The sequence below is a fragment of the Kitasatospora sp. NPDC056651 genome, assembly GCF_042792155.1.
Taxonomy (GTDB): domain Bacteria; phylum Actinomycetota; class Actinomycetes; order Streptomycetales; family Streptomycetaceae; genus Kitasatospora.
The window spans coordinates 36,142-50,148 of sequence record NZ_JBHTWX010000029.1; the positions used below are offsets into that span (position 1 = coordinate 36,142).

Genomic DNA, 14,007 nt, shown 5'->3' on the forward strand with positions numbered 1-14,007 from the left:
CGGGTTCCGGCCACCTGATTCAGTACCCTGGGGGGGTATGGTATGTTCAAAGTGAAACAGCCGCCAGGCAGTCCGGCCGGTGCGGACACTCACGACAGGAGCACACCCATGAGCGAGACCGCCGTCACCATCGAGTCCGCCGCCACCGAAGCCCCCTCCTCCTGCTGCGGCTCGTGCGGCACCGACGCCGCCGCGGCCCCGGCCGCCGAGTCCGCCCAGACCGCGGTCTTCCAGGTCAAGGGCATGACCTGTGGCCACTGCGTCAGCTCGGTGACCGCCGAGCTGAAGAAGCTGGACGGCGTGGGCGACGTCGCCGTGGACCTCGGCACCGGCCAGGTCACCGTCGGCAGCACCCGGCCGCTCGCCGACTCCGACGTGGCCGCCGCGATCGACGAGGCCGGCTACGACCTGATCGGCCGCGTCGAGGGCTGACCGGCAGCCGTCGCCCGGGCGGGCAGCACCCCCGCCCGCCCGGGCCGGCTCCGCCCCTCACGCGCCCCGGTAGAGTGAGACCACTCCTCACCGCACAGGAACCGGAGACGGCCATGGCCAGCTACAGCTCCCACAAGGACGACTTCCTCAAGCGGCTCCGCCGCGTCGAGGGCCAGATCCGTGGCCTCCAGCGCATGGTCGAACAGGACACCTACTGCATCGACGTCCTGACCCAGGTATCCGCCGCCAGCCGCGCCCTCCAGTCCTTCGCCCTGCAACTCCTGGACGAGCACATCGAGTGCTGCGTCCGGGACGCCATCGCCGAGGGCGGCCAGGAGGCGAACGGCAAGATCCGCGAGGCCAACCAGGCCATCGCCCGCCTCGTCCGCTCCTGAACGACCGGCCGAACGAACGGCCAGCCAGCCGAACGACCGAGCGACACGGCGGGGACGGCACCCACGCACAGCACAGGACGCCCTCCGGTGGCAGCTGCCACCGGAGGGCGTCCTGTCGTACGCGGCCCGGAAGACCGACCGCGAATTACGGGGTGGGGGTATCCGGGGCACCCCTCACCGGCCGGCCGGGGCCCCCGTCAGCTGGGCGATGAGCAGGCCGAGCACCGCCGCGGCCTGGTCGGTCAGGTAGAAGTGCCCACCGGGGAAGACCCGCATGTCGAAGGCGCCCCGGGTGTGGCCCGCCCAGGCCCGGACGTCCTCGACGGCGACGCGGGGGTCGGCGTCGCCGGTCAGCGCGGTGATCGGGCAGTCCAGCACGGCGTCGGGCTCGCCGCGGTAGGTCTCGATCGCGGTGTAGTCGCTGCGCAGCGGCGGCAGGATCATGTCGCGCAGTTCCTGGTCCGCCAGCACCTGCCGGCCGGTGCCGCCGAGCAGCACCAGCTCGTCGAGCATCCCCTCGTCGGGGAGCAGGTGGACCTTCTCGTCGCGGTGGACCGAGGGCGCGCGGCGCCCGGAGGCGAACAGGTGGGCCGGGGCGTCCAGGCCGTCCCGGTGGAAGCGCAGCGCCACCTCGAAGGCGAGCACCGCGCCCATGCTGTGCCCGAAGAAGGTCAACGGCCGGTCCGCGCAGGGCCGCAGCACCTCGTACAGCCGGTCGGCCAGCTCCGCGACCGTGGTGATCCCGGGCTCGGTCCGGCGGTCCTGCCGCCCGGGGTACTGGACGCACAGCACGTCGGCGTACGGGGAGACCGCGGCGGACACCGGGTGGAAGTAACCGGCCGATCCGCCGGCGTGCGGGAAGCAGACCAGTCGGGGCGCGGCCTCCGGCACGGGGTGGTAGCGGCGGAGCCAGCGGGTGTCGACCTGGGTGCTGTGGTCTGACATGGGTGTCCCTTCAATCGCCTGCGCAAAAAGCGTTCTGCCCGTCCGTCAGATCCTCGCCGACGCCGCCGGACCGAGTACAGCCCCGACGACCCCCTGTTGCGTGGTGACGCTCGCGTGCTGTGGACTGCGGGGGACATAGGCATACCATCGGTATGTAACGGGAGAAGCGCTATAAGCGTCCAATTCCACATGACAATACGACAATTGGATGCAGCATCTCCCCTCCACCAGCCGGACCGCCCACCCCGTGAAGGGACCCATGGACTCCGCCTCGGCCGACACCCGGACCACCCTCCCCCCGCTTCACCGGCTCCCCGTCGCCCCCGCCCAGCCGCCCTGCCCCACCACCCTCCCGGACGGCACCCCCGCGTGGCTGATCACCCGCTACCACGACGTCCGGCAGGTCCTCGCCGACCCCCGGGTCACCCGGGCCGACCTGCACGACGTCGGGACCGCCGGCACCACCGCCGACGTGGCCGCCAACCCGGCCTCACTGTTCAACCAGGACGGGCCCGCCCACCGCCGGCTGCGCGGCACCGTCCAACGGGCCTTCACCCCGCGGGCCATCGCCGACTGGCAGCCCTGGGTCGCCGCCGCCGTCCAGCAGCACGTGGACCGGCTGGTCGCCGCCGGGCCGCCCGCCGACCTGGTCCCCGCGTTCGCCCGGCCGGTGCCCTTCGCCGTCACCACCCGGCTGATGGGGCTCGACGGGAACGGGCCGGACCGCCTGGAGGAGGACCGGCTGAACCGCTGGACCCTCGCCCTGCTCGCCCAGGGCGGCGCCCCGGACCAGCCGCAGACCGCCGGGCACGACGACACCCTCGCCGAATTCGGCGCCTTCACGGCCGAGTTGGTCGCCCGCCGACGGCGCGAGCCCGGCGACGACCTGGTCAGCCGACTGGTCCGCGCCGCCGACCAGGACGGCGGCGTCTCCGAGGAGTCACTCGTCTTCCTGGTCGCCGGGCTCACCGCCAGCGGCAACGAGAGCGTCGCCGGAGCCCTCGCCAACGCCCTGGTGTACGTGCTCGGCGAACGCCCCGACCACTGGCCGCGCCTCGCCGACCCGGACACCGCCGAGCGCACCGCCGAACGCCTGCTGCACTACATCCCGCTGGGCGACGACCAGGCCACCATCCGCCGCACCACCGCGGCGGTCGAGATCGGCGACGTCACCGTCCCCGCCGACTCCGTCGTCGCCGTCAGCCTCAACAGCGCCAACCGCGACCCGGCCGTCTACCCCGGCGGCCTCGACGCCGACCTCGGCCTCCCGCTCCCCGCCCCCACCCTCGCCTTCAGCGCCGGCCCGCACTACTGCGTCGGCGCCTGGCGGGTCCGCCTGGAGATGCGCGAGTCCCTGCGCCGACTGGCCACCGCCCTGCCCGGCCTGCGCCTCACCACCCCGGTCGCGGAACTCGACTGGCAGCTCGGCGGCACCACCCGGAGCCCGTCCCGCGTCCCGGTCGACTGGTAGCCGCCACCGGCTCCTGCTCGGCGCTCAGCCGTCGAGCAGGGCACTCAGCCAGAGCTCCCGGCGGTGCTCGGCGTACTCGGCATCCCCGCGCCACACCTCCCCGTGGCCCTCCGCCCAGAGCCGCGCCCAGGGCTGGACGCCGCGGCCCGCCCGGTCCCGCAGGAAGTCGTGCATGGCCATCGACCGAGGCCCCAACAGTGGCACCAGGGCGCGCCGTTCGGCCTCGTCCAGGCCGTAGGCGTCGACGAAGACCCGCAGCCGGGCCGCCGCGTCGGCATCGACGAGCTGCCAGCCCGGCTGCGCCGACAGCGGCAGGAACCCGTGCAGCGCGTAGGCGAGGTCCCAGAGCCGGGTGCCGGGGGCGGCCGTGTCCCAGTCGATGAGGGACCACGGGTGCTCACCCCCGCCCACCAGGTTCCACGGGGCCAGGTCGTTGTGGGCGATGATGCCGGTGTCGCCCCCGGGCGGCATCAGCACCTGCCACCGGGCGTCCGGCGGCGGGGTGAAGCCCTCGACGGCGTCATGGAACTCCCGGATCAGGCGGGCGACCTGGGCCAGGTGCTCGGCCGGGTCCAGCAAGCCGAAGCGATCGGGCCAGACCACCGGGCCCGGCTGGTACGTCAGCACCTCGCGCCCCTGCTCGTCGAGGCCGAGCGGGCGCGGCGCCGCCCGGAACCCCGCCGCGTGCAGGTGCTCCAGCAGTGCGTGCACGGCGGGCGTCCACGGCCCGGCCGGGCGCCGCACGGTGTCCCCGACGCGGACCACGCCGGCGCTCACATTGCCGCCGGACAGCGGCTGTTCCTCATGGCTCAACTGGCCCTCCTTGACGTTTAGTTGCACTTCCGATCGGCGTGACGCCCCATGACGGCTCAACCGAACAGCCCCTCCCCCAGCGTTCCGCCCTCCCGCGCCCCCGGCAGGACGTACGCCACCGCCGAGGCCGTGTGCTCGATGAAGGCGTTCAGGGCGTCGCGGGCCGCCAACCGCTCCTGGACCCGGGTGAACTGGGCCGGGTCGCGCACGAAGGCGCAGAACAGCAGGCCCCGGTCGCCCGGGCCGTCGTCGTAGCTGTAGCCCCGCCGCAGCATCCGGGCGCCGCCGTCCAGCCGGGGGCTGGACAGGCGCACGTGCGCGGTCGACGGGAGGACGTAGGAGCCGTCCGGGTTCTTGGTGTAGATGTCCGGCTCGTCGTGCTCCGCCGTGCCGGTGAGCGGGGAGCCGTCGCCGGCCCGGCGGCCCATCACCTGCTCCTGCCGGTCCCCGGGGAGGGCGGCGAAGGCGGCGGTGTCCATCCGGATCCGCCGGTAGACCAGCACCGTGCCGTGCTCGTACGGGCCCGGCGGACCCCAGACCCACTGCCCGTTCTCCGCCGCGGTCGGGTTCGCCGTCCCGTCCTTGAAGCCGAACAGGTTGCGCGGGGTGGCGCCCCCGGCCGTCCGGGCCAGGAAGCCGGACTGGGTCCACCGCACCGCCGCGCCCGCCGCCCGGGCCGCCGCGCCCAGCTGCTCGGCGACCACCGACAGCGGCCAGCGGTCCGCCGCGCACAGCTGGACCACCAGGTCGCCGCCGCCGCGCGCCGGGTCGAGCCGGTCCCCGGGGAAGGCGGGCAGCGCGGTCAGCAGCGCCGGCGGAACGTTCAGCCCCAGCCGGGCGGCGAGCTCCGGGCCGACCCCCACCACGCTGCTGAGACCGGCCGGTTCGCCGTCCCGCAACCGGGCGTCCGCCGGGCTGCCGCCGGACGCCTCGGCGAGCACCCTGGTCAGCTCGCCGAGCAGGCCGCGCAGCGCGGCCCGTCCGTCCGAGGTCGCGGCGGGCGCCAGGTCGAGGGCCAGCAGCTGGGTGGCCGGCTGCTGCGCGGCCGTCACCCCGGACTGGCGCTCACCGTGGAAGGGCAGCGCCCGCCGCTCCGGGGGCACCGCCCGTCCGGGCCCGCTCCCGCCGCCGCTCCGGCCGCGCAGGGCCAGTGCCGCGGCCCCCGCGCCCAGCCCGGCGGCCACCACCGCCCCGCCGGCGAGCAGACCCCGGCGATCCACACCGCCCTCGCTGGTACGCGGCTGGTTCGGCGCCTTTCCGCTTTCGGCATGCATGAGCGACATTGGAGACGATAGAACACGCCGTATGCAACTTTTGACCACACGTCACTCCCGGGCCGCCACCGTCCGCACACCGGGGGCCGGGGCCCGGCAGCGCCCGCCCGCCCCGTTCGCCGCCGTCCTGTCCCTCGCGCTCGTCCTCGCGCCCGCCCTCGCCGGGTGCTCCTCCGCCGGCTCGTCCTCCTCCGACGCCAAGCACCCGGGCGGCACGGTCGTCCGCGTCCCGCAGGACTTCCCGACCATTCAGCAGGCCGTGGACGTCGCCCACGAGGGGGACACCGTGCTCGTCGACGCGGGCACCTACCGGGAGAGCGTGCGGATGACCAAGCCCGACATCGTGCTGCGCGGCACCGACCGCAACACCGTGGTCCTGGACGGCGGCCTGCGGCTGGTCAACGGCATCGCCGCCTCCGGCCCCGGCTCGGCGGTGGAGAACCTCACCGTCCACGGCTACCTCGCCAACGGCGTGCTGTTCACCGGCGTCACCGACGAGAAGCTCCAGCAGCACGGTGCCGGCGGCTCCGCCTACAACCCGCTGGACACCACCCGCTTCCCGGCCCTCCAGGGCTTCCGGGCGAGCGGCGTCACCGCGTACAACAACGGCCTGTACGGCATCTACGCCTTCGACGCGCAGGCCGGGGTCATCGAGGACTCGTACGCCTCCGGGGGCGCCGACTCCGGCATCTACGTCGGCCAGTGCAAGCCCTGCGACACCCTGGTGCGCAACAACACGGTCGAGCGCAACGCCGTCGGCATCGAGATCACCAACGCCTCGGACGGGCTCACCGTGGTCGGCAACAGGGTCACCGGCAACCGGGTCGGCGTCACCGTCAACTCCAACGACCTGGAGGCCCTCGCCCCGCAGCACGGCGCGGTGATCGTCGGCAACGTCGTCACCGACAACAACGCCACCGACACCCCCCAGCAGGCCGACGGCGGCTACGGCATCGGCATCGGGATCGGCGGCGGCACGGGCAACCAGGTGCGGCGCAACCTCGTCCAGGGCAACCACGCGGCCGGCATCGTCATCACCGACCCGCCCGGGCACCCGGCCAGTGGCAACCGCGTCGAGGGCAACCGGACCACCGGCAACGGCACCGACCTGGTGCTGGCCTCCGCCGACCCGGCCAACTGCTTCACCGGCAACCAGCCCGCCGTCCAGAGCCCGGACGACCTGGAGAACCTGGCCAGTTGCGCCGTCCAGGGCCGGGCCGCCCCGCCCTTCGGCCGGGCCACCCCGGTCCAGTCACCGCCCGGCATCCCGTTCAGCAAGGTGCCCGCCCCGCCCGCCCAGCCCTCGACGCTCGACCTGAACGCGCCCGGGCGCCCGGCGACCGGCCTGCCCGGCCCGGTCGACGCCGGCGCCTACCCGCTGCCGGAGTCCGCGGACGCGCTGCCGAAGCACTGAGCCCGGGGCCGGTCCTCGATCCCACGCCCACCAGCCGGCGCTATGTTCCCTGCGGACGACGGGAGTTCGGGGGATGGGCCCGGCCGGTCCCGGGCCCGTTCGGCAGGAGTGGGCGGGGCCTCGGGCCACCAGGAGACATCCGGACCCGCAGCAGGAGGCCACACCCGATGCCCGACGGCTTGACCACCGACCTCGTCCTGGGCTGCACCGTCCTGCTGGGCGCCTCCGTCCAGCGGCTCGCGGGCATCGGCTTCGCGCTGGTCGCCGCGCCCGTCCTGGTGCTGCTGCTCGGCCCGGGTGACGGCGTCCGGCTGTCGAACGCCGCCGCCGGGACCATCAGCGCCCTCGGCCTGCCGGGCAGTTGGCGGCAGGTGCGGCTGACCGCGATGCTGCCGCTGATCCTCGCCGCGGCCTGCACGGTGCCGGCCGGGGCGTGGGTCGCGGCGGAGGTCCCGGCGCCCGCGCTGCTCATCGGCATCGGCGTACTGGTCAGCGCGGCCTCGCTGCTGGTGCTGCGCGGGGCGCGAGCCGCCGCGCTGCGCGGCGTGGGCGGCGCCCTGGCCGCGGGAGCGACCAGCGGGTTCATGAACTCGGCCGCCGGGGTCGGCGGCCCGGCCGTCTCCCTCTACGCCGTCAACTCCGGTTGGACGACACGGGAGTTCGTGCCCAACGCACAGTTCTACGGGGTGGTGGTGAACGCCTTCTCGCTGGCCGCCAAGGGCGTGCCCGGGCTGTCCGCCACCGCCTGGTGGCTGGTGGCCGCCGCCCTCGCGGGCGGTGCCGCCGTCGGCCGGCTGCTCGCCGCCCGAGTGCCGGAGGCACACGCCCGACTGGTGGTGCTGGGCCTCGCCCTGGCGGGCGGGCTGACCACCCTCGCCAAGGGCGTCTGGGGACTCGGCTGAGCCCGCCGGGCACCGGGACGCGGCCACCCGGGACCCGGCGAACACCCAGCGAACACCCAGCGGATTCCCAGTGGGCACTCCGGGCGATACCGGATGATCCGGATACCCTTGCCGACACGGGCAGTTCGGGACACCACGGACAGTTGGGAAACGGCCCGGGCCACCCTCCGCGGACATGACATACTGCGTCGGTGACCTCAGCCGAGCTGGCCGCGAAGCCACCCAAAACCCGTCCCCAGCTGGGCCGGAAGTTCAACCTGCTGTGGTCCGCGTCAGCGATTTCCTTCGTCGGCGACGGCATGCGGGACTCCGCCCTGCCGCTGCTGGCGGTGGCGGTCTCCGAGTCCCCCAGCGCGGTCTCCGTGGTCTCCGTCGCCGCGTCACTGCCCTTCCTGCTGATGTCGCTGCACGCCGGGGTGCTCGCCGACCGGACCGACCGGCGGCGGCTGATGTGGACGATCGACGCCGGGCGCGCCGTCATCGTCCTGGGCTTCGCCTGCTGGGTCTACCTGGACTCCCCGCCGCTGGCCGCGCTCGCCGCCCTGGCCTTCCTGCTCGGCTGCGGCGAGACGGTCTTCTCCAACGCCGCCACCTCGGCCATCCCGGAGCTGGTCCGGCCCGGCCAACTCGACGCCGCCAACGGCCGGATGCAGGCCAACATGCTGGTCGGCGGCAACCTGATCGGCCCGCTGCTCGGCTCGGCACTGTTCGCCGTGGCCGCCGTCCTCCCGTTCACGGTGGACGGCATCTCCTTCGCGCTCGCCGCCGTCCTGGTCGCCGCCACCGGCCGCTCCACCGCCCCCCGCGGCCAGGCCGGCCGCCGCCCGGTGCTCACCGAGATCCGCGAGGGCGTCAACTGGCTGATCCGCCACCGCGAGGTCCGCATGCTCGCCGTGCTCTCCACCCTGGGCGCGCTGGCCTGCTTCATGGGCACCACCATGATGGTCCTGATGGTCACCAGGGTCATCGACGCCCCGGCCGCCTCCTACGGCATCGTGCTCGCCGCCGGTTCGATCGGCGGCACCGTCGCCAGCACCATGGCCGGCCGGCTCAGCCGTCTGCTCGGCCGGGGCACCCGGATCGCCCTCTCCTTCCTGCTGATGGGCTCCTCGCTGATCCTGACCGGACTGTCCGACTCGGTGGCCCAGGTGGCCGCGCTGTACGTCGTGACGGGGTTCGGAATCGTCACCTGGAACATCCAGGCCATCTCGTTGCGCCAGCAGGCCGTACCGAAGGAGCTGCTCGGCCGGGTCAACAGCTGCTACATGCTGCTCACCCGGATCGGCATCATGTCCGGCGCCGCCCTCGGCGGCTGGATCGCGTCCGTCAGCAGCATCCGCACCCCGCTGTTCGTCGGCGGCGGGCTGCTGCTGGTCCTGCTGGTCGCGGTGCTGTTCCTGCTGCCGCGGATGGCCGCGATGGAGGCGGCCGCCGCACCGGCCGCCGCCGACACCGAGGGCGAGTAGCCCAGGCTCGGGCGGCGACCCGGATCCGGTTTTGACCCGCCGCCCGGTCGGATGATCAGGTCAGGCCATGGACACCAGCACGACCGGCGGTCCGCTGCCCAGGGAGGCCGTCCGGCCCCTGGAGGCCCTCCTCCAGGACGACGACCCGACACACCGCGCCCTGCTCGCGCAGCTCCCCCACCCGCGCGTCACCGGCCACTGCCAGTGCCCCTGCGCCAGCCTCGACCTCGGCCTCGACCGGGCGGCGGCACCGGCCGCACCCGTCACCCCCGATCCCGCCGCCACGGCGTCGATGCACGACGCCGACGGCGAACCGGTCGGCGGCGTCCTGGTCTTCGCCCAGGACGGCTACCTGTCCGGCCTGGAGGTCTATACCTGGGCCGACGAGCCGATCACCCGGCTCCCGCCCCCGGACCGACTCTCCTGACTCCCGCGCGGGTGAGGGCCGAGGGCACGGCCGCACCTGCGGGCGCACCTGCGGGCGGCCTTCGGGGCGGACAACTGCCCGACGCGGCTGCCGACTTGGCAGGGGCCGCACGACGTCGAAGGCCCCCGGACCGGAGTCACGGCCAGGGTGCGGCCGGGGTGAGGCCAGGGCGGCACCAGGGATCGGCCGGCGAACGACCGAACCGCCCGCACGGAAGCGCGCGTCGACCTGGCTCGCCGGGCCCCCGCACCGCGGCGAGGGCCCACGACACCACCCGGCTGCCGCCCCCTCCCCTACCTCTGGGACTCGGCCACCCCGGCTCCCGCCCCGGCACCCGCCCCGGCGGACAGTTCCTCGGACGGCCCACCACCCGGGGCAGCCGCCGCCCGGCCGCGCGCGGCGGCGAGGGCGGCCAGGGCCGGGGTGGCCGCCAGGACGAGGCAGAGCGGCAGCGGGAACCGGTCCGCGAGCAGCCCGGCCAACGCCGTCCCGGCCGAACCGCCCCCGTTGAAGCAGGCGTTGACCCAGGCGCCGGCCCGGGTGCGCCGGCCGGGTCCGGCGAGTTCGTCGGTGAGCAGGTAGGCGGTGGTGAGGGTCGGCGCCACCGTCAGGCCGGTCAGGGCGGCGAAGGCCGCCAGCAGCGGCAGACTCGGCGCGAGGGCGGTCAGGGCCAGCGCACCGGCGAAGGCGGTGGTGAGGACGGCGAGCCGGGCCCGCGCCGAGGCCCGCCAGTCGAGGGCGCCGAAAGCCAGACCGCCGATCGCGCTCCCGGCCGCCAGTGTCGCCTCCACCCAGGCGACGTCGGCGGTCTGGCCGTGCCGCTGGGCGAAGGCCACCGCCAGCAGGCCGAACGCGCCGAGTCCGGCACCGGCCGCCGCGGCGGCGGCGAGCGGCTGGCGGGTCCGGGCCAGCAGGTGCCAGGGTCGCGCGCGGTCGTCGGTGGAGGTGGAGTCGGCGTCCGTGGGGGCCGGTCCGGTGTGGACCGAGGCGGCCAGGGCGAGGGTGCCGCCGAGGACGAGAACGGCCCCGACCACCAGGCCGAGCGCCGGGCGCGCCGTCGCCGCCACGATCAGGCCGGCCAGCAACGGGCCGGTGACGTAGAGGAGTTCCTCGGCGACGGTGTCCAGACTGTAGGCGCGTCGGCGCAGGCCGGGGTCCGGCAGCAGGGCGCTCCACTGCGCCCGGGTGACCGGCCCGAGGGGCGGTGCGAGTACGCCGGCCGCCACCGCGAGGGCGAGCAGGGCGGGGTAGGGCACGCCCGGTCGCCAGGTGGCGGCGGCGAGGCCGAGCAGGACCAGCGCGTACCCGGCCGCCATCGGCGGCAGCACCCGGCGCGGGCCGTGGCGGTCGACCAGCCCGGCCCGTACGGGCGAGAGCAGCACGTTGGAGGTGGCGAACAGGGCCATCAGCCAGCCCGCCCGGGCGTACGAGCCGGTCGTGCCGGTGACGGCGAGCACGAGTGAGAGCGGGACGATGCCGTAGGAGAGGCGGCCGATCAGGGCCGCACCGAAGAGCCGGACCGCGCCGGGGGTGCGCAGGACCGTCACGTAGGACGAAGACATGGAGTTGTTCCTCTGGGGTTGGCGCGCGCCGCGCGCCGGTGTACCGGGACGCCGAAGGACCGCACCACCGGGGTGCGGTCGCCGTCTGGGGCCCTAGTCACGAGAGAGGAACACGCGGCCATCGTAGGGCACGCCGCCGGCCCCCGCGCGAGAAGTCGGCCGGCCCGACTTCTCGCGCACCCCCGGCGCCGCCCGCCGGCCACGAGGCCGCCGCGCGGGCGCGGAGGCGACGCACCAGGGGCCGGAGCCCGGACGGGCAGTTCGCCAGGAACCGCGGCACGTCCGCCACCACCGGGCCGCCCGCCTCCGCGGTCGTCGCCGTCGTCAGGATCCAGGCGACCGCCGAGGTGACGGTGCAGCGGATCACCGGGTCGGCGAGCCGGATGTTCAATTACCTGCGCGCACCCCCGCCGTCGGGCGGGTCCGGCCGGGCGGCCGGAGGTCACGGCCCCCCTCGGGGGCGGCGGCCGTGATGGCGTCCGGACGGTGGGGCATCCGCAGGACGGCGACCGCGCCGAGGCCGACGACGGCGATGGCGAGGAGCAGCAGGAGCGGAAGGACGAGGTCGATCAGGAGTCGCACGGGGCCTCGGGTCTGGTCGTGGGGATGGAGTGGTTCGCTCCTCGCCGCAAATCGACAGACGCACTCCGAATGGCGGCGAGTTCACAGGTCGCCGCCTACTCGTTGCACACGTCCCGCTACGCTCAGCATGCAGTCTTCGCGCCGCGCAGCGCAACTCGCTCCCCATGTCTCGCATATTTGCAAATCGAACCTGAATTCGGCCTCCCCAGCGGGCAGTTGTCGGTGGCGCGGCCGACCGCCGCGCAGGCACACTGGTCGACTGATAGTTCAGGAGGGGGCACGATGGCAGTCTCGACCGTTCGCCGGCGGAGGCTCGGTGGCGTGCTGCGGAAGCTCCGTGAGGAACGGAAGCTCACCGCAGAAGTGGTGGCCGAAGCGACGGGGATGAGCCAGGCCAAGCTCACCCGGATCGAGACCGCCCACACCGCGGCCAAGGTCGAGGACGTCAACAGACTTCTCGACTTCTACGGATGCGACGACGAGGACTACCGGGCCGGCCTGATCGCCATCACCAAGGACGGCGCCAAGCGCGGCTGGTGGCTGAGCTACCGCGACGTCATCAACTCCACCGCGACCGACCTGATCCTCCTGGAGGCCGACGCCGCCACCTACCGGACGTACGAACCCGCCTTCGTCCCGGGCCTGTTCCAGACCCCCGAGTACGCGCGCATCGTCATCGGCCGGCTGCGCATCCGGTCCGGCGGATCGGTCGAGGACCTGGTCCAGGTCCGGATGGCCCGCCAGTCCATCCTGACCCGCCCGAACCCGGTCCAGGTACGGGCCGTCATCCACGAGGCGGCCCTGCGCGCCAACGCCGACCGCCCCGAGATCATGGTCCCGCAGCTGGAGCGACTGCTGACGCTCAGCAGCCTGCCCAACATCGACATCCAGGTCATGCCCGTCGGCGCGGCCGTCCACCCGGGGATGACCGGCGCGTTCGCGATGATGGGCTTCCCGCAGCGGACGGACCTCGACGTCGTCCTGGTCGAGGGCCTGCTGAGCAGCCTGTGGGTCGAGGACCCGTCCGACGTCGAGCTCTACCGGGCGAAGTTCCAGGAGATCACCGCCGAGGCCATGTCGGTCGACTCCTCGCTCGCCTTCATCACCGCACAGAGAGACCGGATCAAGTGACCCAGCCGACCTTCACCACGTCCAGCTACAGCGCCGGGGACGACAACTGCGTCGAAGTCGCCGCCCCCGACGGTCCGACCTGCTACCTCCGCGACTCCAAGGACCGCTCCGGCCCGGTCCTGGCCGTCGGCCGCGAGGCCCACGCCGCCTTCGTCCGGGCCGTCGCCGCCGGGGAGTTCGACTTCGGGGTCATCTGACGGCCGCACCCCCCGGCGCCCCGGGCACCGCACCGTGGATCGCGGTGACCATCGCCGCGGTGTCGAAGCCGAGCACCGGATCGGGCCGGCCGGACAGGAGGCTGGCGTAGAGCGGCCGGTAGTGGGCGACCTTCCGCCCGGTCCTGCCGTCGTTGCCGAAGGCCGCCAGCAACTCGCCCTCCCTGGCGGCGAATCCGGTCATCGCGGTGTGGTCGATCCAGACCTCCACCCCGGAGCGCCCGAAGGCCAGGCTGCTCTCCTTGCTGCTGGAGCCGGTCAGCCAGCTGCTGCGCAGCCGGGCCGTACCCACCTCACCGCGGGAGCGGAACTCCACCGCGCACCACGCGCTCGCGCCCCCGTCCGCCTGCCGGACGGACGTGAGGCCGACGAGGTCCACGAAGCGGGTGAGCATGCTGAGTTGGTTCACCCCCGAGTCCGTCCAGCTGGAGACGTACGAGGCGAAGGCCGCCTCGCCGCGCAGGACGTACGGGTCGTAGAAGGCCGAGGTGACGGTCGTGACCGGCCCCCACTCCGGGTGCGCGGCGATCAGCTCCGCCGCCCAGTCGACCTCCGGGGAGAACGCGAAGTGGTGCGCGGTGAAAACGCGTTCCGCCACGTCGGCCTTCCCCTCCAGCTCGCGCAGCGCGGCGAGGGAGGCGAGGTCGTGGACGAGCGGCTTCTCCACCAGCACCCGGGCCGTGGAGCGGAGCAGCGCCTCGGCCAACAGCTCGGCGTGCGTCTCCGTCGGGGTGGCGAGGACCAGCAGGTCCGGCTGGTGCCGGTCGAGCGCCCCGCCGAGGTCGCGGTGGTGCGGCGGCCTCGCGCCCCGGAAGTCGACCGGCCCGACCGGCCCGGGGTCGACGGTGAACTCCAGTTCCACATCCGGCCGTTCGGCGAGGACGGCGAGATGGGTCTCGGCGATGATGCCGATCCCCACCAGTCCCACCCGTACCGGGTCGGCGTGCTCCTGCTGGGCCATGGGTTCTTCCCCTCGTC

At 74.3% G+C, this 14,007-nt stretch carries 15 protein-coding genes; 9 read left to right on the forward strand and 6 right to left on the reverse strand.

Translation table 11 applies throughout. The annotated features are described in order from the left end of the window. Positions 1 to 108: 108 nt before the first annotated feature. Together ACFRAR_RS14280 and ACFRAR_RS14285 are read left to right on the forward strand one after the other, a co-directional pair. Positions 109 to 432: a heavy-metal-associated domain-containing protein gene (locus ACFRAR_RS14280; protein WP_380698258.1), complete on the forward strand. Its 324-nt coding sequence runs from the start codon at positions 109 to 111 to the stop codon at positions 430 to 432. Positions 433 to 545: 113 nt separating this feature from the next. Continuing rightward, the gene (locus ACFRAR_RS14285; RefSeq protein WP_380698260.1) at positions 546 to 827 is read left to right on the forward strand and encodes a metal-sensitive transcriptional regulator; all 282 of its coding nucleotides are present in this window, start codon (positions 546 to 548) and stop codon (positions 825 to 827) included. A 174-nt stretch (positions 828 to 1,001) separates the two neighbouring features. On the opposite strand, the gene ACFRAR_RS14290 is transcribed toward ACFRAR_RS14285, so the two are convergent. Continuing rightward, positions 1,002 to 1,772 (reverse strand): thioesterase II family protein, encoded by a 771-nt coding sequence (locus tag ACFRAR_RS14290; RefSeq protein ID WP_380698262.1) that lies wholly within the window; start codon positions 1,770 to 1,772, stop codon positions 1,002 to 1,004. A 208-nt stretch (positions 1,773 to 1,980) separates the two neighbouring features. Here ACFRAR_RS14290 and ACFRAR_RS14295 point away from each other — a divergent pair, with 208 nt between their 5' ends. Next, positions 1,981 to 3,243 carry a cytochrome P450 gene (locus ACFRAR_RS14295; protein WP_380698264.1) on the forward strand — a complete coding sequence of 421 codons (1,263 nt, stop codon included), beginning with the start codon at positions 1,981 to 1,983 and terminating at the stop codon, positions 3,241 to 3,243. 24 nt (positions 3,244 to 3,267) lie between these two features. Here ACFRAR_RS14295 and ACFRAR_RS14300 read toward each other — a convergent pair whose 3' ends face one another. Both ACFRAR_RS14300 and ACFRAR_RS14305 read right to left on the reverse strand, forming a co-directional pair. Continuing rightward, positions 3,268 to 4,056: a phosphotransferase enzyme family protein gene (locus ACFRAR_RS14300; RefSeq protein ID WP_380698266.1), complete on the reverse strand. Its 789-nt coding sequence runs from the start codon at positions 4,054 to 4,056 to the stop codon at positions 3,268 to 3,270. 56 nt (positions 4,057 to 4,112) lie between these two features. After that, positions 4,113 to 5,330: a Dyp-type peroxidase gene (locus tag ACFRAR_RS14305; protein ID WP_380698268.1), complete on the reverse strand. Its 1,218-nt coding sequence runs from the start codon at positions 5,328 to 5,330 to the stop codon at positions 4,113 to 4,115. A 31-nt stretch (positions 5,331 to 5,361) separates the two neighbouring features. Between ACFRAR_RS14305 and ACFRAR_RS14310 the strand changes: the two genes are divergently transcribed. From ACFRAR_RS14310 to ACFRAR_RS14325, 4 genes are all read left to right on the forward strand, one after another. Next, complete coding sequence (locus ACFRAR_RS14310; RefSeq protein ID WP_380698270.1) at positions 5,362 to 6,744, forward strand: nitrous oxide reductase family maturation protein NosD; 1,383 nt, start codon at positions 5,362 to 5,364, stop codon at positions 6,742 to 6,744. Between the two features lie 167 nt (positions 6,745 to 6,911). Then, entirely contained in the window at positions 6,912 to 7,646 is a 735-nt protein-coding gene (locus ACFRAR_RS14315; protein ID WP_380698272.1) for a TSUP family transporter, read from the forward strand. 191 nt (positions 7,647 to 7,837) lie between these two features. Further along, positions 7,838 to 9,112, forward strand: coding sequence for an MFS transporter (locus tag ACFRAR_RS14320; RefSeq protein ID WP_380698274.1), 1,275 nt, complete (start codon positions 7,838 to 7,840; stop codon positions 9,110 to 9,112). Between the two features lie 67 nt (positions 9,113 to 9,179). Next, entirely contained in the window at positions 9,180 to 9,539 is a 360-nt protein-coding gene (locus ACFRAR_RS14325) for a hypothetical protein (protein WP_380698276.1), read from the forward strand. 293 nt (positions 9,540 to 9,832) lie between these two features. Here the strand turns inward: ACFRAR_RS14325 and ACFRAR_RS14330 are convergent, their stop codons facing one another. After that, positions 9,833 to 11,101 carry an MFS transporter gene (locus ACFRAR_RS14330; RefSeq protein WP_380698278.1) on the reverse strand — a complete coding sequence of 423 codons (1,269 nt, stop codon included), beginning with the start codon at positions 11,099 to 11,101 and terminating at the stop codon, positions 9,833 to 9,835. A gap of 387 nt (positions 11,102 to 11,488) precedes the next feature. Continuing rightward, positions 11,489 to 11,683: a hypothetical protein gene (locus tag ACFRAR_RS14335; RefSeq protein ID WP_380698280.1), complete on the reverse strand. Its 195-nt coding sequence runs from the start codon at positions 11,681 to 11,683 to the stop codon at positions 11,489 to 11,491. Between the two features lie 282 nt (positions 11,684 to 11,965). Between ACFRAR_RS14335 and ACFRAR_RS14340 the strand changes: the two genes are divergently transcribed. Continuing rightward, entirely contained in the window at positions 11,966 to 12,814 is an 849-nt protein-coding gene (locus tag ACFRAR_RS14340) for a helix-turn-helix domain-containing protein (RefSeq protein WP_380698282.1), read from the forward strand. Further along, positions 12,811 to 13,011 carry a DUF397 domain-containing protein gene (locus ACFRAR_RS14345; RefSeq protein WP_380698284.1) on the forward strand — a complete coding sequence of 67 codons (201 nt, stop codon included), beginning with the start codon at positions 12,811 to 12,813 and terminating at the stop codon, positions 13,009 to 13,011. Before ACFRAR_RS14340 ends, ACFRAR_RS14345 begins: the two co-directional genes overlap by 4 nt. Here the strand turns inward: ACFRAR_RS14345 and ACFRAR_RS14350 are convergent. Beyond that, positions 13,004 to 13,990: a Gfo/Idh/MocA family protein gene (locus tag ACFRAR_RS14350; RefSeq protein ID WP_380698286.1), complete on the reverse strand. Its 987-nt coding sequence runs from the start codon at positions 13,988 to 13,990 to the stop codon at positions 13,004 to 13,006. The two genes, ACFRAR_RS14345 and ACFRAR_RS14350, sit on opposite strands and share 8 nt — an antisense overlap. Between the last annotated feature and the right edge of the window lie 17 nt (positions 13,991 to 14,007).